This is a genomic window from Thermobifida sp. (assembly GCF_017577275.1).
GTDB classification, from domain to species: domain Bacteria; phylum Actinomycetota; class Actinomycetes; order Streptosporangiales; family Streptosporangiaceae; genus Thermobifida; species Thermobifida fusca.
On the sequence record NZ_PITY01000020.1, the window covers coordinates 403,386 to 429,984 of the forward strand.

Genomic DNA, 26,599 nt, shown 5'->3' on the forward strand with positions numbered 1-26,599 from the left:
TTGTCTCAGTTGTAGTACTGCACTTCATGGTCTACCGGCAGATCCAACAGGACCTTGGTGCCGCCGCCCTCTTGGGGAGTCATTTCCATCCGGCCCGCGAGTTCGCCCGTCACCAGGGTCCGAACGATCTGCAGTCCAAGGCTACTACTGGTTTCCAGGTCGAAGTCCGCGGGTAGCCCCGTTCCGTTGTCGACGACTTCGATGATGAGTCGTCCGGTACTTCGACGACCGTCGTCTGGTCCCGGCGCTGGCGCCTGACGGCGTACCCGCACCTCGATAGTGCCGGGACCATACTCCAACCCGTGCTCGACCGCGTTCTGCACCAGTTCTGCCAAGACCATGGAGAGCGGGGTCGCCACCAGCGCGGACAGCATGCCGAAGTTGCCGACCCGGCGCAGCCCCACAACCGCCTTGTCGGTGGACGACACCTCCGCCGCCATTTCGATCACCCGGTCGGCGATGTCGTCGAAGTCCACCGTCTCGTCCGGGGTGTGGGAGAGCATCTCGTGCACGATCGCGATGGAGCCGACCCGGCGCACCGCCTCCTCGAGCGCTGCCCGCCCTTCCGGGTTCTGCAGCCGTCGGGCCTGAAGCCGCAGCAGGGCCGCAACCGTCTGCAGGTTGTTCTTCACCCGGTGGTGGATCTCGCGGATCGTCGCGTCCTTGGTCATCAGTTCGCGTTCCCGGCGCCGCAGCTCGGTCACGTCCCGCACCATGACCAGGGCTCCGATCCGCTCCCCGCCGACGATCAGCGGGATGGCGCGCAGCTGCACGGTGGTGCCGCGGGCCTCCACTTCGGCTTCGAGCGGGACCCGGCCGCCCGCAGTCCAGCTCAAGGACTCGTCCCGAGGGTCGGGATCGTCGGCCAGTTCCACGGTGGTCCGGGCCAGCGACGTGCCGACGAGGTCGGTGGCGAGCCCGAGGCGGCGGTAGGCGGACAGGGCGTTGGGGCTGGCGTAGATGACCCGGCCCTCACGGTCCAGGCGGAGCAGGCCGTCCCCGACCCGGGGTGAGCGGACCATGAGCGGGCCCTGGTCGCTGAACGGGAAGCTGCCCTCAGCGATCATCTGCGCGAGGTCGCTCGCGCTCTGCAGATAGGTGAGTTCGAGACGGCTGGGAGTCCGCGCGGCGCTGAGGTTGGTGCTCCGCTGGATCACCGCCACCATGGTCCCCTCCCGGCGCACCGGGATCGTCTCTTCCCGGACCGGGACTCCGCCTGACCAGTCCGGGTCGCCTTCCCGGCAGACCCGGCCCTCCCGCCAGGCCCGGTCGATCAGCGCACGCTTGCTCCGCATCGGAGGGGGCACGGGGTCCTCCTCGCCCGGAGTAGCGGGCGCGTCGTACAGGATCGTCTCCACCAGGTCGTCCTGGTATGCGGTCGGACCGGTGGTCGGCCGCATCTGGGCGACTGCGATCCACCCGTTGTCTTCGCGCAGCCGCGTCCACAGCAGCAGGTCTGCGAACGACAGGTCAGCGAGCAACTGCCAGTCGGAAACCAGGGCGTGGAGCCACTCCAGGTCTGCGGTGCTGAGCGCCGTATACCGTCGGATGAGATCGCTGAGGTGAGGCACTCACAAATCATCCCATGAGTGAGGGCATACTCAAGAGGTGCACTTTTCTACCATTGGACTAGACCAGTCGCCGCTGTTGGGGCGGCCCGGCGCAGTGCCGGACCGCCGGCACTGCGAAGATGCGTCCAATGGCGAACTGGCGGGGAGTGGTGGAGGAAAACAACGTGACGGGTCAACGAACTGTTGAGGACAGTCCCCGGGTTCCGAAGTACTACCAGGTCAAAAAACAGCTGTTGCAGTTGATCGAGACGATGCCCGCGGGCAACCCGGTCCCCCCGGAGCGGACGCTGGCGACCCAATTCGGCACGTCCCGCACGACGGTGCGACAGGCGCTCAGCGAAATGGTGGTGGAGGGACGGCTGCTGCGCATCCAGGGCAAGGGCACCTTTGTCGCCAAGCCGAAGGTGACTCAGGTCCTGCAGTTGACCAGCTACACCCAGGAGATGCGTTCGCACGGCCTCCAGCCAGACACCCGGATTCTCGACGTGGGCTACATCAACGCGGATGAGGAGCTGGCCGGGCTGCTGGCGATCCGGCTCGGCGGCCGGGTACTGCGCATCGAACGACTGCGGCTGGCCAACGGCGAGCCGATGGCTGTGGAAACCGCGCACCTGCCCGCACGCCGGTTTCCCGGGCTACGCCGCCGCCTGGACCGGCATGCTTCGCTCTACGAAGCGCTGGCGACCGTCTACAACGTGCACCTCGCGGAAGCGGAAGCGACTATCGAGACGGTGCTGGCTACCCCGAAAGAAGCGCAGTTGCTCGGCGTGGACGTCGGCCTGCCGCTGGTCCTGCACTGCCAGCACAGTTTTGACGACGAGGGCAATCCAGTGGAGTGGGTACGGTCGCTCTATCGCGGCGACCGGTACAAGTTCGTCACCCGGCTCCGCCCGCCGAAGGAGCGGACGTAGGGGCCTGACCCGCACTTCCCCATGGACCGGCACGTGTGAACCACCTCACCCACTCGTGCTACTCGTTGGTAATTTAGTGGGTGGGGCGGCTCCCCCTGCCCTAACCAGCGATACAACCAAGGAGCGTGACGGCCCATGGGCTCCCCCTCGTTCTCCGGGAAACTCACCGGCCACGGCGGCAACCACGCCGTGGAGGTCGCCCGCCACCACGGCGTAGACACCCTCTTCACGCTCTCCGGCGGGCACATCTTCCCGATCTACGACGGTGCGGTCAAAGCTGACCCTCCGATGCGCCTGCTCGACGTCCGCCACGAGCAGACCGCGGTCTTCGCGGCCGAAGCCGTCGGCAAACTCACGCGGCGGGCTGGCTGGGCGGCCCTCACCGCCGGCCCAGGGGTGACCAACGGGGTGAGCGGCATAGCCACCGCGCACTTCAACGGCTCCCCCCTGGTGGTCGTCGGCGGCCGGGCGCCCGACAACCGCTGGGGGCAGGGCCTCCTGCAAGAACTGGACCAGTCCCCGCTGTTCACCACCATCACCAAACGCGCGTGGACGGTCCACGACACCGCCCAGATCGGCCCCGCGCTCGACGAGGCGTTCACCCTCGCCAACACGGCGCACCGGGGCCCGGTGTTCCTGGACATCCCGATGGACCGCCTCTACGACCAGGCCGAGATCACCGTCACCGGACAGGCCGCTGCGGAAGACCGCTCCCCCGACCCTGACGCGGTGGCCGCGGTAGCCCGACTGCTCAGCGAAGCAGAACGGCCGGTCCTGGTGTACGGCTCTGACGTGTGGCTGGACCACGCCGAGCAGGCCGCCTTGGAGGCAGCCGAGGAGTTGGGCGTCCCGGTCGTCACCAACGGCCAGGGCCGCGGTGTGCTCCCCGCCGGCCACCCGCTGCTGGCCACCCGGGCCCGCGGGCTCGCCTTGGGCCGCGCTGACCTGGTCATCGTCGTAGGCACCCCGCTGGACTTCCGGCTCAACCACGGCCTGTTCGGCGGCCGTGACGGCGCTCCCCTGGCCCGGACCGTGCACATCACCGACTCGCCCGCACAGCTCGCCACGCACCTCACTTTGGCGGGAGCGGTCTCCGGCGACCTGTCGGCCATCCTGCGCGCCCTCGCCGAGCAGGCGAAGCCCAAGCGCGAGGTCGCCCAGTGGCGGACAGAAGTGGCCGAAGCCGCTGCGGCGACCGCGGCCAAAGACCGCGAAGTCCTCGACAGCGACGCCTCCCCGATCCACCCTGCACGGATCTACGGGGAGCTCAACCGGATCCTCGACGACGACGCGGTCGTGATCGGCGACGGCGGCGACTTCGTCTCCTACGCGGGCAAGTACATCCAGCCGCGCCGCCCCGGCAACTGGCTGGACCCGGGACCGTTCGGCTGCCTGGGCACCGGCATGGGGTATGCGATCGCCGCCCGACTGGTCCGCCCCTCCTCCCAGGTGGTGGCGCTGTTCGGCGACGGGGCGCTGGGCTTCTCGCTCGCGGACGTGGACACTCTCGTCCGGCACAACCTGCCCGTGGTCATGGTGTGCGGCAACAACGGCATCTGGGGCCTGGAGAAAGCGCCGATGCAACTGGTCTACGGCTACGACGTGCTCGCCGACCTGGCGCCGCAGACCCGCTACGACCAGGTGGTGACCGCGCTGGGCGGCGGCGGGGAGCTCGTCACCGACCCCGCGGAGATCGGTCCGGCGCTGCGTCGGGCCTTCGACTCCGGCGTGCCCTATCTCGTCAACATCGTCACCGACCCGGAGAACGTCTACCCGCGCAAGACCATGGGGGTCTAGGCCCCGCCGGAGTCACTCCCCGGGGCGCAGCCCGGACAGGAAGCGCTCCCGGGGAACCACGACCCGTTCCACGGTTCCCACGGCCACCTGCCGGCCCTCCTGGGTGACGGAGACCTCGAAGACCAGCCGTCTCCCTTCGGCCCGGACCAGGCGGGCCGTGGCCACCACCTGCGCTCCCACCGGGGTGGGAGCGGTGTGCTTGAGGTGCACCTCGGCCCCTACCGACGTGTGGCCGGCCTCGAGGCGGCCGTCGAGTGCGGCGACCGTGGCGGCTTCGGCCAGCGCCAGCACGCGCGGAGTGCCCAAGACGGGGACGTCTCCACTGCCCAGTGCCTCGGCGGTGTCCGCCGTGGTGACCGTCAGTTCCGCGGTACCGGTGAGTCCGGGGTCGATCGCCATGGCCTGCCTTTCTCGTGGTCTGTTGCCGTCCCTGCCGGTAGGGCTCGGCTTCGGCGCTGAGGATAGTGCTTCCCGCAGCGGCCCGCCCTGGGCACCCCGCTCCCGTCGGATCAGCGGGGCGAGGCTGCTTCCCAGCCCGCCTTGTCTGGGCGGCGGGCTGTCAGCCGGACCGCCAGTCGAAGTCTGGACGTTGCAGCACCGTTGCCAGCGCTTCCACCACCACCGGGTCGTATTCGTGCCCGGTGTCCATGCGCAGCCGCTGCAGCACCGCGTCGACACGCTCCTGGTCGGTAGAACCTCCGACCAGGTCGTCGAACGCGTTGGCTACTTTGATGATCCGGCTGCCCAGCGGGGGCGGTCCAGCCTCGCCGTCGCCGAGGTAGGGCTCGCACTGGCGGCGCACCAGCTCCGCTACACCGTCGAGCACCCCGGTCTCCCGGATGATCGCCGCGCCTAGTTCGGCGATGCTGCGCTGTTCCCGGGGGGAAGCCAGCACGGTGGCGCCGCTGGGGATGGGGTCGCGGAGGGACAGCTGACCGATGTCGTGCATGAGCGCCGCATACTCCAGCTCCAGCAGCGTGGACTCCGACATGCCCAGCTCGCGGCCGATCCCCTGCGCCAGCCGGCTGACCCGGCGGGAGTGCCCGGCCTCCACGTAGCCGCCGACCTCGGTCACCCGGGACAGGGCCCGCACCGTCTGCAGGTAGGTGCGTCGGATCTGCGCGAACCTCCGGAAAGCCACCTGGGTGACGAGCAGCGGGGCCGTGAACACCAGCAAGGTGGTCAACCCCATGACGTGGACGGAGAGCGCCATCAGGATGGCCGAGGCTCCCACGGCCATACCGATGGCGACCTGGGCGCGCATCTCGTCGCGCAGGGTGACCCCGAAGCGGGTCCGCATCCGGTCGGCACGGATCGCCGCGGCGGCCACCGAGTCGGCCAGCCACACCACCACCACGATCGCGGCCATGAGGAGCAGGCTCAGCCACCACAGCGGACCGTCCAGGTCGATGTGCCCGATAAGGGGCCGGAACAGCAGGGTGGTCACCGCGATGTTGAGGAACCTGCGGGCGAGGTCGCCCCACTGAGGGTGGCGGCCCACCAGGATGTGCGGCAGCTCGCCCAAGCCCATGCCGACCGCGACCACCGCGACGACCTGCGGACTCGGCAGCGAGACCGGGTCGCCGATGATGGTGAAGAGGAAGGCGTACGACATGGCGGAGGCGGTGGCGATAGGCGCGGCTTCCCGGCCTCCGGGCAGGGTGATCCGTGCGAACTCACCGAGCGCGACCAGCACCCCGAAAGCCAGGGCGACCCGCGGCTGCTCGAAACCGCTCACCGCAGTCCACAGCAGGGAGACCGCTGTGCTGACCAGTGCCGCTCCGATCAGCAGCGGCCGGGTCCAGCCGACCGCCCGCCACTGTCTGCCATGGCGGGCACGCTGGGGGATGTGCGACGCGACGGTCGGCGCGCTGTTCATCATCCGGTTGTCTCTTCCACGACTCCGACCGTGAGGTTAGTGTCGGTCTGAGTATCACCGTCTGCGGCGGTTTGCGCAGCCCCTGTCGGGACTGTTTCAGGGGCGGCTTCGGAGGCGCCGACCGGCTGGGCGGTGCAGGGTTCGCACGCGTCCTCGACCGGCTCGACCAGGTCGGGAACCTCCCAGCCTTCGCGTTCCACGGCGCGGACCAGTGCCTCCACCATCCGGGGGTCGAACTGGGTGCCGGCGCACCGGCGCAGCTCTGCGATGGCGGCTTCCGTGCTCCACGCCTTCCGGTACGAGCGGGTGGACGTCAAACAGTCGAAGACGTCGGCCACCGAGACCAGTCGGGCCGCCTCGGGGATGTCCTCGCCCGCCAGGCCTTTGGGGTAGCCTCCGCCGTCTATGCGTTCATGGTGGTGCAGGATGCCGGCGAGCGCCTCGTCGAGGAAGTCGATCTCGCGCACGATCTCGTAGCCGCGCATGGGGTGCAATTGGATCGCCGCGTACTCCTCCTCGGTGAGTTTTCCGGCCTTCTGCAGGATTTTGGTGGGGACGCCGAGTTTGCCGATGTCGTGGAGCATGCCTGCGTAGCGCATCGTCTGGACGCGCTCGGCCGACATGCCGAGCTCCTCCGCGATCATGGCGGCGGCCTTCGCCACGCGCATGCAGTGTCCGCGGGTGTAGTAGTCCTTCGTCTCCACGGCCTGGCAGAGCGTGGCCAGGGTGGCTTCATGGGCGCGCTGTTGGAAGACGTACTGGTCGAACGCCCAGCGGGCGATGAACAACGGGAGCAGGACGAGGAGCACGGCGAAGGGGCCGACCGCTCCCCAGATCGCGGCGATGAACAGGCCGAGCATGGCGTAGCCGATCGAGGAGAGCTCCAGGGTGGCCAGCGGCCGCCACCGCATGCGGCGGGGGCGCTTCAGCCGCAGCTCCCCCAGCGACCACATCAGCCCGGCCATCAGCAGGGTGTTGCATAGCGAGAACGTCAGTACCGCACCGGTGAAGGGCAGGAGGATCCACGGGAACATCTCCGGTTCCGGGACGCCCATCCTTCCGCCCAGCAGTTGGAACACTGTTCCCGAGGCGTATCCGGCGATGACGAACTGTGCTCCGTTGAAGAGCCGCTTGACGAGGTTCTGTCTTCGGATGACCAGCCCTGAGGCGATACCGACGATGGCGGCGCCCACCGGCCCCACCAGGACAACAGCGGCAAGCGAGGCCGCCGAGGCCGGCGAAATCCCCGTCTTGCCGCTGTCGACCATCGTGGCAATGGATTCCGCGATCACGAACAGGATCGCGAGAAGCAGGAGGGTTCCTAGGTCAACCTCGGTGATAGGTCCGAGGAACACTCCCAGGAGTATGGCGGTGGCGGCACCGAGCGCGACAAGACCCACGTACAACCGCGCAGCCACGGGTAGGGCACGCAATTCCCGCTCCTTCTCGTCGTTCTGCAGCCGACCATTCCGCCATGGTTGCAGAGATCCGGATCTACCACCAGGTCCATCCGGTAACCGTGGTAACAAACATGGCTAGGGCAGCCAAGTGCATCATGACACCGTTGAACAACCAGAACATACCTATCCCCGCCTTTCTCTTTCCCCCATGCTTTCGCACTGTAAACGAAGGCATGAAATTTCCTGCCTGAAGGGGATGTGGCGGCCAGTTTAACGCTAATCACGGCGCGATACATTCAATCATCACGAACTCATCCCCTTCGACAGCAGAGAAGCGCGTTTCTTTTCCAAAATGCGGAATTACTAATCTGATTAGTAATTCGCAATGTAACTCTCTGCAATCACAGAGAGGCCGAAAACAAGCGAACCAAACTCCCTCCAGTACGCCATCCCGGCACGCCGACTACTCCCAGCACCACCATGGACAATCACTATGAGTAATCAAATGCAACTTTTAGGTCAAAGATCATTGGATCGTTTGCGCCACGCCTCAGCACCCTCAAACAAAGAGAGAAAACACGCTCCACAACATCGGACAATATCCCCCAAAATGGTCATCAACGGAGCCATTGCAGAAATCACCACAAAGCAGTCATAAAATAACAAAAGCTGGGGGGTCACACGGAATTTCCGTGTGACCCCCCAGCTTTTCTTCCCGTCACTCCGGAAAGATCAGCGATCATTCAGCCACGGCTTCCCGCCCTCTCATGGCAGCCCGAGCCTGAGCCAACTGCTCCATCAGCCGGGCCCGCAACTGGGCCGGCGCCGGATCGCACCCGCAGCACTTGGCCACGATCTTCTTCACCGCCTCCTCCAGGCCGTACTCGCGCAGGCAGGGGGCGCACTCGTCCAAATGCCGCCGGATCTCAGCGCAATTGGCCTCCTCGAGCTCACCGTCAAGATAGGCGTAGACCTTGTCTAGCACCTCGCTGCACGGAGTGGCGTACGGTTCCTCACCGCTCATCGCTGGTCCTTCCCACCATTCACCGCGCCCACGGACTCCCTCTCCGCAACAGAGAGGAAACCGCGCTCCAACGCGTACTCCTCCAACAAAGAGCGCAGTTGACGTCTGCCACGATGCAGTCGGGACATCACGGTGCCGATTGGAGTGTCCATGATCTCAGCGGCCTCCTTGTAGGCGAAGCCCTCGACATCCACGAGGTAGACCGCGATACGGAAATCCTCCGGCAACTCCTGCAGCGCCCGTTTGACATCGGTGTCCGGGAGGTGCTCTAGTGCCTCGGCCTCAGCAGACTTCAGGCCACTGGAGGTATGGGAGGCCGCCCGGGCAAGCTGCCAGTCCTCAATGTCCTCCGTACCGGCCTGCCGCGGCTCGCGCTGCTTCTTGCGGTAGGAGTTGATGAAGGTGTTGGTGAGGATCCGGTAGAGCCACGCCTTGAGGTTCGTCCCCTCCTTGAACTGGTGGAACGATCCGAAGGCTTTGGTGAACGTCTCCTGGACGAGGTCCTCCGCGTCCGTCGGATTGCGGGTCATCCGCAACGCCGCCGAGTACAACTGGTCCAGGAGCGGCATGGCGTCTCGCTCGAACCGAGCCGCCCGGTCCTCAATGGTCTCCTGACTCTGACTCAACCCCGTCGGCCTCCTTGCACGGTTCTCCCCGGTGGCAACCGCAACCTCACCATATGGCTGGAGCGGTTCGAACCGCACACGTGCCATCCCCGTCGCAGTCACGGACCGCTCCCGGAGCAGGGTTCCCACGGAGGCCGGCATCAACCACTCCCACTGTGTGCCCTACCTCGCTCATGCAGATAGGGACGTTTCCCGATCACATGAATAGGAACAACATCAACGACGGACTGATTCCTGAACAGTTGCGGTCCACCCGAGAGCCCGCAACCGCAACGCAATCTCCAGGAATCTCCCGTTGTGAGCTGCATTGACGGATACATCGTGCGAAAGTGGGGTTAGTCCCCAGACGACGTCCGCCACGGTCCGCTCAGCGGGCCAGCCCGGAAAGCAGGGCGCGGTCGCCTGGGGTCGGGCACCCATGCCCACCGGACAGGAGAGGAGTGTGCGTGCGTCTCACCGGTTCCGCACCCCAGCCTGCGACATCGCCGCTGCCAGCCGACTCCCCGGCAGACCGGAGTATCTCCCGACTCACCGCGAGCCATCTCGTCACGGCTGGCTCTCCATCGGCTTACTGGAGGTTCTACTGGGCGGTCGCCGCCGCCCAGCTCTCCCGCTGGCTGCCCCGAGAACCAGGACGTCTCCTCGACCTTTCCGGCCCCGGGTATCGGGCCACGTCACGTGCGGTCGCTGCCGGGCACGACGTTCTCGTCCTGCTCCCCACGGCAGACTCCACCCCAAAACGGACCCTGTCCCTCGTCAACGGCCATGCCCCGGTCCGTTCCGAGCGCCGTCCCGGACGGCTGAGCCAGGTCGTGGGAGACACCGCTCTCCTGTCCGGCGTGGCCTCCGCGGTCTTCGACGGCGTCATCGCCGACAACCGGATGCTCTCCCACCAGCTCGCCACCGAGGCGTGCCTGGCGGAGATTGCGCGGGTCCTGCGTCCGGGAGGCCGCGTCCTGCTGTGCGTGGACTCGGTCGTGCTCGGCATGTCGGTCCTCGCGGAACAGGACTGCTGGCCCGAACTCAGCTACGCGCCCAACGCCGACGTCCTCCTCGTCCCCTGGCCGGACGGCACCATCACCCGGTGCTTCACCAGTGAACAGCTCCGGGAACTCCTCACCGAGGCCGGACTGGACGTCGAATGGATCAGGCCCCGCACCGTCCTGTCGGCGTCCACCGTGGAGAAAGTGCTCGCCGAGCGTCCCCGGGCCCTGAACCGGCTGGTGGAAATGGAGCTGAAAGCTGCAGAGTCCGGGGAGGACGTCAGCATGCACCTGGTGGCCAGCGCCCGCAAACCCGAGTGAGTGCCGCGCCGTAGCCGGTTCCGGTCTACCGCTGAAAGACCGGAACCGGCCGCGCGTTCCGCCTGAGGCGGCACCCGGATACCGGTTCCGTACCTGGGTGCACCAGTGCCCGGCGCCACTTCTTCAGGCGTGGGCAACCCTACTGGTCCTCTGCACGGGATTCCACCGTTTCCACGCCGCCGAAAGCATTCCGTGGCCACGGTTTCCACAGCTCACCACGGAAGGAAAAATCCTGGTAAAAAGCTCACCAAGACCAGGTTCAGAACAGCGTCTCCGAAGTTCCTTCGGATTCCGCGGACACCGGAACGAGCAGGTGCGGACCGTTGTTCCGCACCGCGTTCACCTCGGTTCCCACCGGGTAGACCGTGAAATCCTCCACCGGTGTGGCGTCAAGCACAGACAGCAAGTCATCCCGGTCTGCCTCCGGGTCTAGCCACGTGGCCCAGTCCTCCTCCCCCACGACCACCGGCATCCGCTCGTGGATGTGGGCGAGCTCCGGTGCAGCCTCGGTCGTGATGATCGCGAAACTCCACAGCCACGCGGCTGGGTCTTCTTCGGGGACGGCCGGGTCCCGCCACCGCTCGAAGATGCCTGCCAGGGCGAGCGGCCGGTCGTCGGCGTAGCGGACCGCGAACGGGCGTTTGCGGGTCTTCGCTTTACGCGACCGGTGCTCCGGGTCGGTCACCGGGGACGTGCCCGGCTGGGCTTCGCCGGAGGTATGCAGCAACTGCCATTCGTAGTAGGCGTCGGCCGGCAGCAGGCAGCGGCGGCGCGCAAACGCGGCGCGGAACGCCGGCCGGTCCGTCACCGTCTCCGCACGGGCGTTGATCATCCGGTAGCCGACGTTGCTGTCCTTCGCCCACGACGGCACCAGCCCCCACCGCAGTGTGACGAGATGACGGGGCCCGGCCGCCCCGGAGACCGGCTCGCCCGGGGCACGGCCGAGTACCGCATAGGCGTGCTTGCCGGGGGCGATGTTGTAGTCGGGGGCGAGCTCCTCCCGCGGCGGCCAACGCCGGGCTTCGTCCGCGCCGGGCGCGTCGACCTCCGACTCAGGCAGGCCGAAAACCCGCCGGATCTCTTCTTTTTTGCGTCCCAACGCGTACCGACCGCACATACTCCCAGCTTAGGGCTGGCCGGTGACATTGGGTCAAAACCCAGGCAATCTCTGTCATGACCCGGCGATTGGATGCGGATGTTCCCGACAGAGGCGGGTAGAGCGGTATCCACCACCCCGGTGGGCATTCCAGGATCCTGTCCTGCCCCTGTCAAGGAGAGACATCGTGGGAATACTACGCACCCAGGCCCGACGCCTCCTCGGCGTCCCGTTCGTCATGGACGGAGTCAGCGTCCTGCGCGACCCGACCCCGCGGGCCCAGCAGCTCGCGCCGCTCATCCGCAACCTGGCCCTGCGCTACCCGAGCGTGCCGAACGCCCCGGAGGCCCTGGCCCGTCTCCACGGCATCATCGGCGTACTCGGCGGCGCGCTCCTGTGCTTCGGCCGCGCGCCCCGCACCGCCTGCGCGCTGCTGGCAGTGCAGTCGGTGCCGACCGTGCTCACCGAGCTGCGGACCTTCCGCGAAGGGCGCCCCGACGACCTCGGCGGGCACCGGGCTGCCACGGCTAAAGACCTCAGCCTGCTGGGGGCGCTCGTCCTGTCGGCCACCGAACCGAAACGGAAACGGTGTTCCCGCAAGCACCGCCAGCAGACCACCGGAATGGTCCAGCACCTCCGCGCCATGCCTCAGCGCCCGCGCGGCCGCAGACAGGCCAGTCCGCTTCCCGTGCCGATCCCGCGTCCGCGGCGCTGACCCTCGGCTGTGCCGCACGGGGCGCCTCCCGCTGCTGGCCGGACGGGACCTGACTGCCCGGCCAGCAGGGGCCTGGCCAGGACCCGTCCGGTGAGGAGCTGTGGGACGGGCAGCCAACGCCCCTCGCCGGCGGCATGCCGCTCGCGGCCCCGCGGGCACGGCAACGTTCCGTATCCGCAGCGTGACGTCCGCGTTTCCCCGGCACACCGTATTCCTGGATACCCTTCAAGCATGGCTGAAACCGCGTCGCACTGGCCTGCCCCGACCGTGTCCCGTCCTGTGGACGCCACGGTCAGCCTGCCCGGCTCCAAATCGATGACCAACCGCGCGCTGATCCTGGCCGCGCTGTCGGAGACTCCCAGCGTGGTGCGCGCCCCCCTGTACAGCCGCGACACCACGTTGATGGTGGGCGCGCTGCGGGCGCTCGGTATCGGCGTGCACGAAGCAGACGGGGACTGGGAGGTGACTCCGACACCGCCGCAGGGCCCCGCAGCCATCGACGTGGGCAACGCCGGGACAGTGATGCGGTTCGTGCCGCCGCTGGCCGCCATGGCCCGTGGCGAGGTGTCCTTCGACGGCGACCCGCGCGCCCGGGAGCGGCCCGTCGGTCCCCTCCTCGCCGCGCTGCGCACCCTGGGCGCGGAGATCGACGACGGGGGTCGCGGCGCCCTTCCCATGGTGATCCGCGGCCGAGGTGAACTCCCCGGCGGTACGGTCACCCTGGACGCTTCCGGCTCGTCCCAGTTCGTCTCCGCCCTCCTGCTCAGCGGAGCCCGGTTCAGCAAGGGCGTGGAGGTGCGGCACGTGGGGCCCCCGGTTCCTTCCCAGCCCCACCTGAACATGACCGTGCAGATGCTGCGCGACGCCGGGGTGGAAGTGGACACGGACACCCCCGACGTGTGGCGGGTCGCGCCGGGACCGATCCGGGTCACCGAGATCACGGTCGAACCCGACCTGTCCAACGCTGCCCCTTTCCTGGCTGCCGCCCTGGTCACCGGTGGGCGGGTCACGGTCCGCGGCTGGCCGCGGCACACCACCCAGCCGGGGGACGCATTGCGCACCCTGTTCGCCGAGATGGGCGGCCGTGTCGAGTTCACCGACGAAGGGCTGACCCTGCACGGCACCGGGGAAATCCGTGGACTCACCGCTGACCTGCGCGACGTCGGAGAGCTCACCCCGACCATCGCGGCCGTGGCCGCACTCGCGTCCACCCCGTCCCGTCTCACCGGTATCGCGCACCTCCGCAGGCACGAAACCGACCGGATCGCAGCGTTGGTCCGCGAGATCAACCGCCTAGGCGGGGACGCAGAAGAGCTTCCCGACGGGCTAGTCATCCGCCCGCGCCCCCTGCACGGCGGTGTCTTCCACTCCTACGACGACCACCGGATGGCCACTTCCGGGGCGGTCATCGGACTCGTGGTGCCTGGAGTGGAGGTGGAAAACATCGCTACGACAGGCAAGACCCTTCCGGACTTTCCCCGTCTGTGGAGCGAGGTTCTCTCTTGAGAGACGGCCGCTATCTCGACATCGACGAGGACGACGTCCGGGTACGCGCCCGCGGAGGCTCCCGGCCGCGTACCCGGAAACGCCCCAAGCACGAGAACGCGCGACTGGGATTCGTGACCGCGGTGAACCGCGGCCGCTACCAGTGCCTGGTCGGCGACCTCTCCGTGGTGGCGATGAAGGCCCGCGAACTCGGTCGGGGCAGCATTGTCGTCGGCGACATCGTCGCCCTGGTCGGTGACCTTTCCGGACGGCCGGGCACCCTGGCCCGGATCGTCCGGGTAGAGAAGCGCTCCTCTGTCCTGCGCCGGACCGCTGACGATACGGACCCGGTGGAGCGGGTCATTGTCGCCAACGCGGACCAGATGGTCATCGTGACAGCCCTGGCCGACCCGGACCCGCAGCCGCGGTTCATCGACCGCTGCCTGGTGGCGGCCTATGAGGCCGGGCTGGATCCGCTGCTGTGCCTCACCAAGTCCGATCTGGCTTCCCCCGATGCCCTGCTGGACATTTATGCTCCCCTCGGGCTGCGCTGGGTGGTGACCCGCCGGGACGGCGACCTCTCTACGCTGCGCGAACAGCTCATGGGGCGGATCAGCGTGCTCGTCGGCCCCTCAGGGGTGGGGAAGTCGACTCTGGTGAACCTGCTCGTGCCGGAGGCGCGTCGCGCGGTCGGCGACGTCAACGTGGTCACGGGTCGGGGACGGCACACGTCGACGTCGGCGGTGGCGCTCCCCATCGGCGCTCCGGCGAGCGCCGAAAGCGTGGAGCGACTGCACGCGGCGCGGGAAGGCCGCATCGACCGCAGTGAACTGGACTACGGCTGGATCATCGACACGCCGGGGGTGCGCAGCTTCGGGCTGGCACACGTCACCCCGGACGACCTGCTCGCGGCCTTCCCCGACCTGGACGACGCCGTGGCTGACTGCCCGGACCACTGCTCCCATCTGGGCGACGGCTGCGCCCTCGATGAATGGCTGGCTCGGGGAGAGCTCAACCCGGCCCGGGTCACCTCGTTCCGCCGCCTGCTCGCCAGCCGCGAAGGCGAGCTTGAACGCTGAGTTCCCGCCGCGCCACGCGGAGCGAACATAGCCTCCACTCAGGAAAGAACGGTAGCGTTACCGGCCATGGCGGCCTTTGATGATGACCTGCGTCTCGCGCATGTGCTCGCTGACGCGGCAGACGACATCTCCCTGCGGCTTTTCCGCTCCCTCGACCTCAAGGTCGACACTAAGCCTGACCTGACGCCGGTCACCGAAGCCGACCGTGCGGTGGAGGAGACGGTGCGCTCCATCCTCTCCCGGGCCCGGCCCCGGGACGCCGTTGTCGGGGAGGAGTACGGCACGAGCGGGAACAGCGCCCGTCGCTGGGTGGTGGACCCGATTGACGGCACCAAGAACTATGTGCGGGGCGTGCCCGTGTGGGCCACGCTGATTGCGCTGCTGGAAGGCGACCAGCCCGTGGTGGGTGTGGTGTCGGCGCCCGCGCTGAACCGCCGCTGGTGGGCGTCGAAGGGCGGTGGCGCGTGGAGCGGCCGCAGCCTCGCCAAGGCCACGCGCTGCCGGGTATCTGCCGTGTCCCGTTTGGAGGACGCTTCCCTGTCCTTCTCTTCGCTGACCGGTTGGGAAGAGCAGGGGCGCCTCGACTATTTCCTGGACCTGACCCGCTCCGTGTGGCGGACGCGCGCCTACGGCGACTTCTGGTCCCACGTGATGGTCGCGGAAGGCGCCGTGGACTTGTCGATGGAACCGGAGCTGTCGCTGTGGGACGCGGCCCCGCTGCCGCTCATCCTGGAGGAGGCGGGCGGTCGGGCCACGAGCCTGAACGGCGGCCCGTTCACCGACGGAGGAGCGCTGGTGTGCAGCAACGGGCTGCTGCACGATGCCGTGCTCACCCAGCTCAACGGCGGCCCCATTCCGCTGCGCCGGACGTGAGCCCGCAGCCGCAGCAGGGTTCAGACAGCGGCGGCACTGGTGAGGGGCCCCAGAAACGCGTGAGGCCAACTGTGTTTCCACAGTCGGCCTCATGGCGTAGTAGCGGGGACAGGATTTGAACCTGCGACCTCTGGGTTATGAGCCCAGCGAGCTACCGAACTGCTCCACCCCGCGTCGGTCTGTTCTTAACCCTAGACACGGTTGCTAGGGAAAGCAAATCAGAATCCCGGTGTCATCGGTCTGCGACGACCGCGCGCCGGGGCCTTGGGTTCCGGCTGCGGCATCCCCTGCCGTGCTGACCCCTTCCGGCTGGGGGACGTGCGACCGGTGTGGCCCGGGCCCACTGCCGTGTCCTGCCCACGGACCCGGTAGGTGGACCCGGAAACGCCGTGGTCCCCACACTCGGTGGGGACCACGGCTATGCCTAGCGCATCTAGTAGCGGGGGCAGGATTTGAACCTGCGACCTCTGGGTTATGAGCCCAGCGAGCTACCGAACTGCTCCACCCCGCGTCGCTGTCGCTTTACAGGCTAGCGTGATCTCCCAGCAGCGCCAAATCGGCGCCGTGCCGTCTGTGTCACACCGCTTTCTGCTGTCGTTGATGACAACAGCCGGGGTGCCGCACGTATTCCCGCGGCACCCCGGCTTCAGCAGCGCGGCAGCCGGCTACTCGTCCTTCTCCTCGTTGCTTCCGGATGCGGCCTTCGCGCGGTCGAGGGCCTCCTTCAACCGCTCGTTGGCCTCGCCGTAGGCGGCGAAGTCGCCTTCCCGCAGCGCTGCCTGACCCTCTTCGTACGCTTCCGCGGCGTCCTCCAGCGCCTGGGCGAGGTCGCTGCTCGCCTGCGGCTGCTCCTCTTCCTCCCGGGCCTCTCCGTCTGTGGTGGGCTCCTCCAAGGGGGCCTCGTCCCCGTCGAAGAGGTTGTTCAGCGCCTCCTGGAGGTTGCTGCCGATAGCGACCTGGTCGCCGAAGCCGACCAGGACCTGCTGCAGCAGCGGATAGGAGGCGTCGCTGCCCCCGGCCTGCACGTAGAGCGGTTCCACATAGAGCAGACCGCCAGCGAAAGGCAAGGTGAGCAGGTTGCCGTAGGTGACCTGGGCCGAGCTCTGCTCCAAGGGGAGCAGCACTTCACGCACCTCAGCCGAGGACTGGAAGGTGTTCTGGATCTGCCCCGGCCCTTGGACCGCGGTGCTCCGCGGCAGCTCCAGGATGCGCATCTGGCCGTAGTCCTCCGACGACGCGTCGCTGTTCACGGCCATGAACGCCGCCAGGTTCTCCCGGCCCCGGGGCACGAAGGTCGACGTCAGCGAGTACGTCGGCGTGTCGTCGCCCGGGAAGCGGATGGTCTGGCGGTAGGGCGGCTCCGGGTTGTTGCCCGCCTGCGGCTTCGGGTCGTTGGGCACGGTCCAGAAGTCCTGGCCGCCGTAGAAGGCGTCGGCGTTGGTGATGTGGTAGCGCTCCAGGATCTCCCGCTGCACCTTGTACAGGTCGTCCGGGTAGCGCAGGTGGGACAGTAGCGTGTCGCTGATCTCGTCCTTGCTGGTGACCACTCCAGGGAACGCCTTGGACCAGGTCTGCAGGACCGGGTCTTCCTCGTCCCAGCCGTACAGGGTCACGGTCCCGTCGTAGGCGTCCACGGTGGCCTTGACCGAGTTGCGGATGTAGTTCACCCGGTTGCCCGGCAGCGCGTTGACCGCCGTGGTGCTCTCGGTGAAGGTGTCCGTCGTGGCTTGGGCCAGGTCGATCGGCGTGGAGTAGGGGTACCGGTCCGAAGTGGTGTAGGCGTCGACGATCCACACGATCCGGCCGTCCACCACCGCCGGGTACGCCTTGCCGTCCACGGTGAGGAAAGGAGCGACCTTCTCCACCCGCTCAGCAGGGTCGCGGACGTAGATGATCTGCGACTCGTTGCTGATCGCGTTGTTGAGGAGGATGTTGATCTCCTGGTACTTGAGCGCGTACATGAGCTTGTCGAAGAAGCTCTTGAGCTGCACGCCGCCTTTACCGTCGTAGTAGTTGTTGGCCTGGCCGCTGCCCTGGCCGGACTGCTCCTCCTCAGTGCCCTGGGCGTCCTCCCCGCCGTCCTGGCCTTCCTGGTCCTGCTGCTCTTGCGCGGAGCCTTCCTCGCGGCTGTCGGCAGGTGCTGGAGCTTCGTCCGCCTCCGGCGACGGGGAAGGGGTCGGAACGACCGCGTCTTCGGTGGTGGGAACCTCCGGCGTGTCGGGGTCCACCGGGTAGTCGTACTCGGCTTCGGCGTTGACGATCACGTACTCGGCGCCTTCGCGGCCGAAGTAGATGCGCGGCTCGTAGCCCTCCCCCACCTGGGACAGTTCACCGGTCGGCGGAATGTTGTACTCCAGGAACACTGGACGCCCCTCGGAGTCCACCTGGTTGCCCGCGGCGGCGACCATGCCGAAACCGTGGGTGTAGACCAAGTGGCGGGTCAGCCACCGGTCCTCCTGGCTGGGGGGACCGTCGAGTTCCCGGGCTGCCACGATCGTGTCCACCGTCTCGCCGTCCGAGGTGGTGTACCGGTCGACCTCCAGGACCTGGGGGAACTGGTAGAAGCCGCGGACCTGCTGGAGCTGCTGGAAAGTCTGCGAGACCACGGCCGGGTCCACCAGGCGCACGCTGGGAATGGTCTCGGCCTCCGCTGCCAGCTCCGCGGTGGTCAGCTCGGTCTGCGCGTCGTAGTCGATCACCTCGGCGCCGTCGATACCGTACGCGGCCCGGGTGGCCTCGATGTTGCGCTGGATGTAGGGCCGTTCCAGCCGCTGCTCGTTGGGGGAGACGGTGACCTGCTGGACGATCGCCGGGTAGACCCCGCCGATGAGGATCGCCGAGAGCACCATCAATCCCAGGCTGACCAGCGGCACCCTGGCGTTCTTGAAGTAGATGTTGGCGAAGAACAGCACCGCGCACACCAGCGCGATGAAGAACAGGATGATCTTGGCGTACAGGACCGCGTTGACGTCGGTGTAGGACGCGCCGAAGGTGTAGCCGCGGTTAGAGAAGACCAGCCCGTACTGCTCCAGCCAGTAGTCGGCAGCCCGCAGCAGCAGGAAGACGCCCAGCAGGACGGACAGGTGCACGCGCGCTGCCGGGGTGACGCGCTGCCCTTGGGCTTGCAGCCGCACCCCGCCGTACAGGTAGTGCACCACCACACCCGCGATGAACGCGATGACCACGGCCGTGTACAGGTAGCCGATGATCACCTGGAGGAACGGGTACGTGAAGGTGTAGAACGAGATGTCCAGCCCGAACTGGGCGTCTTGGGCTCCGAACTTCGTGGCGTTGGCGAACTGCAGGAAAGTCTGCCACTCCGCGGTCGCAGAGGCCCCGGTGAGCAGTGCAAGCCCGCCGACAAGCCCCCAGAAGAAGACTTTGCGGTGAGGGTCGATAGAGGACCGGTAGCGGTCAAGCCCTTGCTGTTCCAGGCTGAACGGCCGGTAGGCGGGTCTGGTCCGGTAAGCGAAGTAGACGCTGAGGCCGACGGCGAGGGCCATCAGCAGCGCTCCCCCGGCAAAAAGCAGTGCCCGGGTGCGCAGCTCCGTCCAGAAGACCGTGGTGTAGCCGACCGAACCGAACCACCGGTACTCGGTCCAGAAATTCGCGGCGAACATGATGCCCGCGATGATGACGACCACGGCTGCGCCGACCGGCGCGAGCAACCGGGACCGTCGGGGCATGCGCGCAGTGGGCGCGCCTGGCGATCGGAAGCTCACGCCTCCCCCTCGTTCCTACTGGCTATCGTGGCACGGGTCCCCGGACACGGCAGGGGACGGGACAGAACGTAGGGCCGTCCCTGTACTCCGGGTGACTTGGTGCTGATCGAATATGCGGACATGGTGTCCCCTACTACAGTGGCAACTTATCGGGATCTCGTTGGGTTCCCGCTTCACTGCGTCGAAACCTCACCGAGACGGCTTCGACACCCCGCCCGCGAGGAAAACCGGGTTCCCTGGGACAACCTTCACCCCGAACCTTACTTTGCGTTGCGGGGGCGTGCGTGCCGATCCTTTTCCCCACAAGACCGTTCCAAGGGCAGGAGAAATCGTGTCTTTCAACCTTCGGGAAGCCGTGCTGGGCCTGGAGCGCCACGCCGCCAAGCAGGGCTGGGACCAGCCCGTCCGGATGTACGCCCTGGTGCCCACGGCAGAACTGGTGCAACGGGAACCCCACCTTGCCGAACTGCTGGGGATCAGCGAAGAGGCGGACCCTTCCGGGCTCACCCCCGTGGAGCAGGAGCCGCTGCCGAGCGACATGCCCTTGGAAGAGGTGCTGGGCAGGATCATGTGGCCCGAGACTGTGGCGGGCTGCGCGCTGGTCATGGAGCGCCTGGTCGTCCGAGGCTCGGATGAGACCCTGGACCCGCCGCGGGACGGGGACACCGCGGCCTGGGCCCAGGCGCAGCCGGGGGCCGAGGAGGTCCGCATGGTGGCGGGCGTGCTGCGGGACGGCAGCCGGTACTCGGCGCTGCGGATGCGCAGCTACGACTCTGACGACCAGGTCCTCAACGGGGAAGACCTCATTCCCGGGCTCACGTCGGCCCTCACGTTGACGTTCGAAGAGGACCACTGAGCCCAGGGCCCTGCGGCGCGCGCTGAGTCGGGTGCGGGGCCCGGCTCAGCAACGGGGCAGGTCGTCGAGGTTGCCTTCGCGGATGTTTTCCAGCGCTGCCACGGCGTCTTTGAGTGTCTCCACTTTGACCACTTCGATCTGGCCGGTGACCGGCGAGTCGAAAGTCTGGTCGCAGCTTTCCGCGGCGACGAGGAAGTATTCGGCGCCTTCCCGCTTGGCGCTGATCATCTTCTGCTGGACTCCGCTGACCCCGCCCACGTTGCCTTCCGGGTCGATGGTGCCGGTCCCGGCGATCCGGTGCCCGCCGGTGAGCCCTTCCGGGTCGAGGCGGTCCATCACTCCCAGCGCGAACATCATTCCCGCGCTGGGGCCGCCCACCCGGCCGACACTGATCTGCACTTCGAACGGGAAGACCATCGTGTCTTCGACGGTGATGCCGACGATGGGGTCTCCGCTGTCGGAAGCGACCGTGCCGACTTCGACTTCTTCCCGCTGGCCGTCGCGTTCGATGAGGAAGCGGACCGTATCCCCGGGCGAGCGGTCTTTGACCGCTGCCACCACCTCGTTCTTGTCGGCGACGGGCTTGCCGTCGACCTCCACGATGACGTCGCCTGACTGCAGGACGCCTTCGGCCGGGTAGCCTTCGTTGACCGCGTGCACGGTCGCGGTGGTCTCGTAGTCGATCCCCAGCTCGTTGAAGGCCGCGGCAACAGCCGCGTCCTGGGAGTTGTCCATCTGGGCCGCCTGGGTCTGGCTGACCTCTTCGGCACTGGTGTTGGGCGGGAAGATCGCCTCTTCCGGCAGCACCGCCTGGGTCGGGGAGAGCCAGGCGCTCAAGGTGGTGAACAGGTTCATCCGCGAGTCCGGTCCGCCCGAGTACTGGACGGTGACCATGGACAGCGCCCCGTCGTGCTCGTAGACCGGCTGCCCTTCGATCCGGATGACTTGTTCCCCGTCGATTTCCCCGAGCGTGTTCAATGCCAGGCCGGGAGAGGCCACCACGTAGGGGACGGGGATCGCGAGCGCCGCCACCGTCAATCCGACGAGCAGGACGGCGGACGTGAGCAGAGTCATCGCACGACGGACCATGGCGGAAAGCCTATGCGGCTCAGCCTTCCGCTGTGACTCTGGTGCTGGATCAGGGGTTAGTAAGCGCCCACCCACTCGCTGTCGCCCTCGGTGAATGTTTGGTGCTTCCAGATCGGCACTTCTGCTTTGATGTCGTCGATGAGCCGTCGGCAGACCGTGAACGCTTCCTCCCGGTGGGAGGCTGCCGCGGCGACAACCACTGCCAGGTCGCCTACGGTGAGGTCGCCGACCCGGTGCACGGCCGCGACCCGGTGCACGGTGCCGTCGGCCGTATCGGCCACGATCTTCTCCATGACGTCGCGCATCCGCTGCTCGGCGGTGGGATGCGCCGAGTAGGACAGCGCGGCCACGTCGCGGCCGTGGTCATGGTTGCGGACGGTCCCCACGAAGAAGGCGGTCCCTCCTGCCCGGTCGTCTTTGACGGCCGCGAGGACTTCGTCGACGGACAGCGGAGTGGTACGGATCTCCGCGAGCGCGATGGCTTCCACGCTCCAGACAGTACCAACGGGCCGCGTTTCCGTGCCCTCCCGGAACCGGCGGCGCAGTCGTGCCGCTCAGTTCTTGCGCCGTTTGCGGAGGTGGTGGGCGGCGACGGCGGTGCCGATCGCGGCGACCGCGCCGGCGGCTCCTGCTGCGGTGATGGTGACCTCCTTGCGGCCGAGGTTGCGTCCGACGAGTGCGGGGGTGCCGGACCGGGACTCCAGGAGGGCCCGCAGCGCCGCGACATTGTCGTAGGCCGGGCGCCATCCCGCGTTCCGCAGGGTGGCGCAGTCCACGACGCACGGGTAGACGAGGAATTTCAGTTCGCTGGCGGGGGCAGGGGTGATGCCCAGCCGGTGCAGCCGCTGGGTGGTGCCGAACGCCAGGTTGGCGGGGAGTTCGAAGGAGCGCAGTTGGGCGATCTCTTCGACTTCGGCGTGGTCGAGGTAGCCGTCGCAGCCCACGGCGAGGGCGCCGCCTTTGCCTTCGGTCTCCGCACGCACCACGAAGTCCAGGGCGCTGGCGAGGTCTTCGATGTGGCAGAACTGCCATTTGGGGGTGCACCCTTTGACGGTGAGCAGCCGGGGGGCGGAGAAGTGCCGGCTGAGCAGGGTGTCCATGCCGGGGCCGACGAGCGGTGCGGGGCGCAGCACGGTCACGGACAGTCCGGGGTGGGCTCTGCGGGCCAGCGCGGCCAGTTCTTCGATTTCGACGAAGTCGCCGACGAGGCCGGTGTCGACTTCGCTGCGGAACGGCAGGGTCTCGTCGAGGGGAACCTCGTTGTTGGGGTCGGCCCCGTAGACCATGGTGCTGGTGATGAGGATGACTCGGGGGACCCGCTGCGCGGCGGCGGCAGTCAGCACAGTCTGTGCGGAGCGGATGTTGTGGGTGCGGCGCTGCCGTCGCGGAGTCTCCAGGGAGCGGTCGTCGGCGGTGTGGACGAGGACGTCCACCCCCGCAAGCAGGGTGGCGAGCCGCGGATCGCACACGTCCGCGACGTGCCAGGACACTCCTGGAATGTCTCCCCGGCGCGAGTCGATGCCGATAATTCGGGAGATTTTTCTGGAACCCTCCCCGGTGAGCAGACGTTCTACCAGTAGACGGCCAACGCCGGAGGCCGCGCCTGTCACTGCGACGACCAGGCCTTCGGACATTTGGCTGTGCTGTGGGCGAACCTGGCCAGATTGAGTATTCACTCCGGGCGGCTCCCAGCTAACGTGACAGTGGAGACGTTCCTATCCTGCCCGAGGTCTGATCGTGAACGACCTACCTTTCGGTTTCAGCATGTCGAACGGCCCGGACGACGAATCCGGTCGTGGCCCTAACGATTCCGGTTCGGGAGCCGGTCAAGGCGGTTCCGGCGGTGGTTTCCCTCACATGCCGCCGGGCGGTTTCCCGTTCGGGGACCCCCAGCAGTTCGCCCAGATGCTCCGTCAGTTCGCCGACATGATGTCCGCCGCGCAGCCGACTTCTGGATCGGGGCAGGATTCCGGCGCGAGCGGGATCAACTGGGCTGCTGCCACGAATATTGCCCGGCACGTCGTCTCCCAGCACGGCGATCCGAGCATCGGCCCGGTCGACTACGCGCGCGTCCAGGAGGCGCTGCGGCTGGCGGACCTCTGGTTGAACGAGGTCACCGCACTGCCGTCGGGCCTGCACACGATGGAGGCGTGGAGCCGGTCCGAGTGGGTCGAGAAGACGGTGCCGACCTGGACGAAGCTGTGCGAACCGCTGACCGGCCGGGTCGTGGAGACCATGGGGCAGAACCTGCCGCAGGAGATGGCGGCGGTCGCTGGTCCGCTGCTGGGCATGTTCCGGCAGATCGGCGGGGCGCTGGTCGGCCAGCAGGTGGGGCAGGCGATCGGGGAGTTGGCCCGCGAAGTCGTGGGGTCGACCGATGTGGGGCTGCCGCTGGCGGGTGAAGGCCGCGCGGTCCTGCTGCCCGAGGGGGTCCGGGAGTTCGGTGAAGGGCTGGGCGTCCCGCTGGACGAGGTCCGCTTGTACCTGGCGGCCCGGGAGGCTGCCCACCACCGGCTGTTCCGGCACGTGCCGTGGCTGCGCTCGCACCTGTTCGCCCTGGTCGAGGAGTATGCGGCCGGGATGTCGTTCGATATCAGCGGCTTCGAGAAGCAGCTGGGCCACATCGACCTCACCAACCCCGAGTCGTTGCAGGAGGCGCTGTCCAGCCTGGAAGGCCAAGGGCTGTTCCAGACCGAGGACACTCCCAGGCAGAAGGCGTCGCTGGCCCGTTTGGAGACCGCGCTGGCGCTGATCGAGGGCTGGGTGTCCACCGTGGTGGATGCGGCGGTGTCGCAGCGGCTGCCGCAGGCTGCCGCGCTGGGTGAGGCGCTGCGGCGGCGCCGGGCCTCGGGCGGTCCCGCGGAGCACACGTTCGCCACCTTGGTGGGCTTGGAGCTGCGGCCCCGCCGGCTGCGCGACGCCGCGAAGCTGTGGCAGGCCCTCACCGAGGCGCGGGGGATCGACGGCCGCGACGCCGTGTGGGAGCACCCCGACCTCATGCCGTCCGGGGAGGATTTGGACGCGCCCGACGATTTCGTCCGCGGCTCCGCGTCCTCTCCTGACCTGGACCTGTCCCAGTTGACCGAGGAGCCGTCCGAGGAGCGGCGGGACGGAGACGACGAGGACAAGGGCGAGCGTTGAGCCTGCACGCTGACGCTCGCGCGGTGTTGGCGTCCTGGACCGCCCCGGATGCGGACCAAGAGCGGCTGCGCCGCGCCTACCTGGACCATCTCGACCGCTACCCGGACGCCATGTGGCGGTCGTGCCTGCCCGGTCATCTGACGGCGAGCGCCGCGGTCGTGGACGCTACCGGGCAGCGGGTGCTGCTCACCTTGCACCGCAAGATACGGCTGTGGCTGCAGTTGGGGGGACATTGCGAGCCTGGGGACTCTTCGCTAGCTGCGGCAGCGCTGCGGGAGGCGACGGAGGAGTCGGGGATCGCGGGTCTCCGCCTGCTGCCCACGCCGGTGCGGTTGGACCGGCATGCGGTGCCGTGCGGCGGCGGGTCGTGGCACCTGGACGTGCAGTATGTGGCGGTCGCACCGCCCGGCGCTGAGCCCGTGGTGGATCCGGCTGAGTCGGATGGTCTGGCCTGGTTCGAGGTGACCGCGCTTCCGGAGCCGTCTGATGACGCCTGCCGCGCTCTGGTGGCCGCAGCGGTCCAGCGGGTCCGCGCCGCGGCAGCAGCGGGGTAGGCTCCGACTACGTTCAGCGGCGGATTATCCACAGTCCGTGATAGAGCCTTGATTCCGACGGTGGGGATTGGCCTTCACTGGGTGAGCGCATTGGGATGCCGCTCTCCGGGGAGGGATCGTGTCCACCACCGTCGTGCTGTTCACCCGTGACCTTCGGGTGTCCGACCATCCCGCACTGCACGCCGCAGTCACCGAAGCGGACCGGGTGGTGCCGCTGTTCGTCGTCGACCCGGCGCTGGTGCGGGTCTCGGCACGCAATCGGATCGCCTATCTGCTCGAGGCGCTGGCCGAGCTCCGCGGGCTGCTGCGGGAGCGCGGCGGCGAGCTTGTCGTCCGCCAGGGGGACACGGTCGCCGAAACCGTCCGTATCGTGGCGGAGACCGGGGCACAAGCGGTGTATCTCAGCGCGGATGTGAGCGCGGCCGCGGTGCGGCGGGCCCGGCAGTTGACGGAGGCGGTGAGGGCTGCGGGGGCCCACGTGCGGACTTTTCCGGGGGTGACCGTGGTGCCGCCGGGAGCGCTGCGCCCCGCGCACGGCGACCACTACCAGATCTTCACCCCGTATCTGAACGCGTGGCGTGCCGCGCAGTGGCGGTCCCCGCGGCCCGCCCCGGAGCGGGTGAGGCTGCCGGAGGGTCTGGTGCCGGGGCCGCTGCCCGGCGCTGAACTGATCCGGCTGGGGACGGGGGTGCTCGCCCCGCAGCGGGAGCAGGGCGGACCTCGTACCGCGCGGGAGCGGATCCGCGCGTGGCTTGCCCAGCCCAACCAGGATTCCCGGTTCGGCTGCCATCTGCATTTCGGTTGTCTTTCCCCGTTGGAGGTGGCGCTCGTGGCGCGGGAGCACCCTCGGGGTGCGCTGCTCCTGCGGCAGTTGGCGCTCCGCGACTTCCACCACCAGGTGCTGCAGGCTTTCCCGCGGTTGCCCCGGGCCGACTATCGGCCGCGGCCCATCCAGTGGCGGGATGACGATTCCGCGTTTGCGGCGTGGTGTTCGGGCAGGACGGGTGTTCCCATCGTGGATGCGGGAATGCGCCAATTGCTGTGGGAGGGGTACGTGCCGGGGCGGATCCGGATGCTGACCGCCACCTATCTCACCCAGGTGCTGCGCATCCACTGGAAGCGGGGCGCGGACCACTTCTACTCCCTGCTGGTGGACGGGGATGTCGCGAACAACTACGGCAACTGGCAGCAGATCGCGGGCACCGGGGGCGTGCCGCGGCCAGCGCGCCGGATCAATCTGTACCGGCAGGCGGAGCGCTACGACCCCAGCGGCGACTATGTGCGCCGTTTCGTTCCGGAGTTACGCAGCATTTCCGGGAGCGCGGTCCACCATCCTCCGGTGCCGCGTCCGGGCGGCTATCCGCCGCCGCTGCGGTAGCGCAGCTTCGGACACTCCGGTGGCGCGCCCGCTGGGTATCCGGCCGCCCAATCCTTTTCACCGGTCTGGGTACGGCCGGATGATCCTGTGCGCGGCCAC

At 68.0% G+C, this 26,599-nt stretch carries 22 protein-coding genes and 2 tRNA genes; 11 read left to right on the forward strand and 13 right to left on the reverse strand.

All coding sequences use genetic code 11. The features are described from left to right. Positions 1-5: 5 nt before the first annotated feature. Positions 6-1,571, reverse strand: a complete 1,566-nt coding sequence (locus CW348_RS06790; protein WP_011291002.1) for a sensor histidine kinase — start codon at positions 1,569-1,571, stop codon at positions 6-8. Between the two features lie 164 nt (positions 1,572-1,735). On the opposite strand from CW348_RS06790, the gene CW348_RS06795 reads away from it, so the two are divergent. Both CW348_RS06795 and CW348_RS06800 read left to right on the forward strand, forming a co-directional pair. Beyond that, positions 1,736-2,482 carry a GntR family transcriptional regulator gene (locus CW348_RS06795; protein WP_011291001.1) on the forward strand — a complete coding sequence of 249 codons (747 nt, stop codon included), beginning with the start codon at positions 1,736-1,738 and terminating at the stop codon, positions 2,480-2,482. Between the two features lie 135 nt (positions 2,483-2,617). Then, on the forward strand, positions 2,618-4,279 hold the full coding sequence (locus CW348_RS06800) for an acetolactate synthase (protein ID WP_011291000.1): 1,662 nt from the start codon (positions 2,618-2,620) through the stop codon (positions 4,277-4,279). Positions 4,280-4,291: 12 nt separating this feature from the next. On the opposite strand, the gene CW348_RS06805 is transcribed toward CW348_RS06800, so the two are convergent. The 5 genes from CW348_RS06805 to CW348_RS06825 all read right to left on the reverse strand — a co-directional run bounded on the left by CW348_RS06805 (position 4,292) and on the right by CW348_RS06825 (position 9,208). Then, positions 4,292-4,678 carry a thioesterase family protein gene (locus tag CW348_RS06805; protein ID WP_011290999.1) on the reverse strand — a complete coding sequence of 129 codons (387 nt, stop codon included), beginning with the start codon at positions 4,676-4,678 and terminating at the stop codon, positions 4,292-4,294. A gap of 160 nt (positions 4,679-4,838) precedes the next feature. Then, entirely contained in the window at positions 4,839-6,161 is a 1,323-nt protein-coding gene (locus CW348_RS06810; protein WP_011290998.1) for an HD-GYP domain-containing protein, read from the reverse strand. Next, positions 6,158-7,513 carry an HD-GYP domain-containing protein gene (locus CW348_RS06815; protein ID WP_353801424.1) on the reverse strand — a complete coding sequence of 452 codons (1,356 nt, stop codon included), beginning with the start codon at positions 7,511-7,513 and terminating at the stop codon, positions 6,158-6,160. Before CW348_RS06815 ends, CW348_RS06810 begins: the two co-directional genes overlap by 4 nt. 784 nt (positions 7,514-8,297) lie before the next feature. After that, entirely contained in the window at positions 8,298-8,582 is a 285-nt protein-coding gene (gene rsrA / locus CW348_RS06820) for a mycothiol system anti-sigma-R factor (protein WP_011290996.1), read from the reverse strand. Next, positions 8,579-9,208 (reverse strand): sigma-70 family RNA polymerase sigma factor, encoded by a 630-nt coding sequence (locus tag CW348_RS06825; protein WP_038043278.1) that lies wholly within the window; start codon positions 9,206-9,208, stop codon positions 8,579-8,581. Before CW348_RS06825 ends, rsrA begins: the two co-directional genes overlap by 4 nt. Positions 9,209-9,654: 446 nt before the next feature. On the opposite strand from CW348_RS06825, the gene CW348_RS06830 reads away from it, so the two are divergent. After that, positions 9,655-10,512: a class I SAM-dependent methyltransferase gene (locus CW348_RS06830; RefSeq protein WP_016188237.1), complete on the forward strand. Its 858-nt coding sequence runs from the start codon at positions 9,655-9,657 to the stop codon at positions 10,510-10,512. A gap of 259 nt (positions 10,513-10,771) precedes the next feature. Here CW348_RS06830 and CW348_RS06835 read toward each other — a convergent pair whose 3' ends face one another. Continuing rightward, positions 10,772-11,629, reverse strand: coding sequence for an SOS response-associated peptidase (locus CW348_RS06835; protein ID WP_011290993.1), 858 nt, complete (start codon positions 11,627-11,629; stop codon positions 10,772-10,774). Positions 11,630-11,795: 166 nt separating this feature from the next. Between CW348_RS06835 and CW348_RS06840 the strand changes: the two genes are divergently transcribed. The 4 genes from CW348_RS06840 (at position 11,796) to hisN (ending at position 15,760) form a co-directional block, all read left to right on the forward strand. After that, complete coding sequence (locus CW348_RS06840; protein ID WP_016188235.1) at positions 11,796-12,323, forward strand: DoxX family protein; 528 nt, start codon at positions 11,796-11,798, stop codon at positions 12,321-12,323. Between the two features lie 231 nt (positions 12,324-12,554). Further along, a complete protein-coding gene (aroA, locus tag CW348_RS06845) occupies positions 12,555-13,829 on the forward strand; it encodes a 3-phosphoshikimate 1-carboxyvinyltransferase (RefSeq protein ID WP_011290991.1) in 1,275 nt (424 codons plus the stop codon). After that, on the forward strand, positions 13,826-14,887 hold the full coding sequence (gene rsgA / locus CW348_RS06850) for a ribosome small subunit-dependent GTPase A (RefSeq protein WP_104612830.1): 1,062 nt from the start codon (positions 13,826-13,828) through the stop codon (positions 14,885-14,887). The genes aroA and rsgA overlap by 4 nt, the downstream gene beginning before the upstream one ends. A gap of 66 nt (positions 14,888-14,953) precedes the next feature. Then, positions 14,954-15,760, forward strand: coding sequence for a histidinol-phosphatase (gene hisN, locus CW348_RS06855; protein WP_011290989.1), 807 nt, complete (start codon positions 14,954-14,956; stop codon positions 15,758-15,760). A 100-nt stretch (positions 15,761-15,860) separates the two neighbouring features. On the opposite strand, the gene CW348_RS06860 is transcribed toward hisN, so the two are convergent. From CW348_RS06860 to CW348_RS06870, 3 genes are all read right to left on the reverse strand, one after another. Further along, positions 15,861-15,934: transfer RNA gene (locus CW348_RS06860), tRNA-Met, on the reverse strand. A 263-nt stretch (positions 15,935-16,197) separates the two neighbouring features. Then, positions 16,198-16,271 (reverse strand) — tRNA-Met (locus tag CW348_RS06865). 154 nt (positions 16,272-16,425) lie between these two features. Next, positions 16,426-19,446 (reverse strand): UPF0182 family protein, encoded by a 3,021-nt coding sequence (locus tag CW348_RS06870; protein ID WP_049754916.1) that lies wholly within the window; start codon positions 19,444-19,446, stop codon positions 16,426-16,428. 367 nt (positions 19,447-19,813) lie between these two features. Here CW348_RS06870 and CW348_RS06875 point away from each other — a divergent pair, with 367 nt between their 5' ends. Then, entirely contained in the window at positions 19,814-20,338 is a 525-nt protein-coding gene (locus CW348_RS06875; protein ID WP_011290987.1) for a PPA1309 family protein, read from the forward strand. A 45-nt stretch (positions 20,339-20,383) separates the two neighbouring features. Here CW348_RS06875 and CW348_RS06880 read toward each other — a convergent pair whose 3' ends face one another. From CW348_RS06880 to CW348_RS06890, 3 genes are all read right to left on the reverse strand, one after another. Further along, positions 20,384-21,427, reverse strand: coding sequence for a PDZ domain-containing protein (locus tag CW348_RS06880; protein ID WP_016188233.1), 1,044 nt, complete (start codon positions 21,425-21,427; stop codon positions 20,384-20,386). 56 nt (positions 21,428-21,483) lie between these two features. Then, complete coding sequence (locus tag CW348_RS06885; RefSeq protein WP_011290985.1) at positions 21,484-21,915, reverse strand: molybdenum cofactor biosynthesis protein MoaE; 432 nt, start codon at positions 21,913-21,915, stop codon at positions 21,484-21,486. A 66-nt stretch (positions 21,916-21,981) separates the two neighbouring features. Beyond that, positions 21,982-23,061 carry an NAD-dependent epimerase/dehydratase family protein gene (locus CW348_RS06890; protein ID WP_038043264.1) on the reverse strand — a complete coding sequence of 360 codons (1,080 nt, stop codon included), beginning with the start codon at positions 23,059-23,061 and terminating at the stop codon, positions 21,982-21,984. 103 nt (positions 23,062-23,164) lie between these two features. Here CW348_RS06890 and CW348_RS06895 point away from each other — a divergent pair, with 103 nt between their 5' ends. The 3 genes from CW348_RS06895 (at position 23,165) to CW348_RS06905 (ending at position 26,500) form a co-directional block, all read left to right on the forward strand. Continuing rightward, complete coding sequence (locus tag CW348_RS06895) at positions 23,165-24,568, forward strand: zinc-dependent metalloprotease (RefSeq protein ID WP_011290983.1); 1,404 nt, start codon at positions 23,165-23,167, stop codon at positions 24,566-24,568. Beyond that, the gene (locus CW348_RS06900) at positions 24,565-25,122 is read left to right on the forward strand and encodes an NUDIX hydrolase (RefSeq protein ID WP_016188230.1); all 558 of its coding nucleotides are present in this window, start codon (positions 24,565-24,567) and stop codon (positions 25,120-25,122) included. The genes CW348_RS06895 and CW348_RS06900 overlap by 4 nt, the downstream gene beginning before the upstream one ends. A 118-nt stretch (positions 25,123-25,240) precedes the next feature. After that, complete coding sequence (locus tag CW348_RS06905) at positions 25,241-26,500, forward strand: deoxyribodipyrimidine photo-lyase (protein WP_016188229.1); 1,260 nt, start codon at positions 25,241-25,243, stop codon at positions 26,498-26,500. The last annotated feature ends 99 nt before the right edge of the window (positions 26,501-26,599 follow it).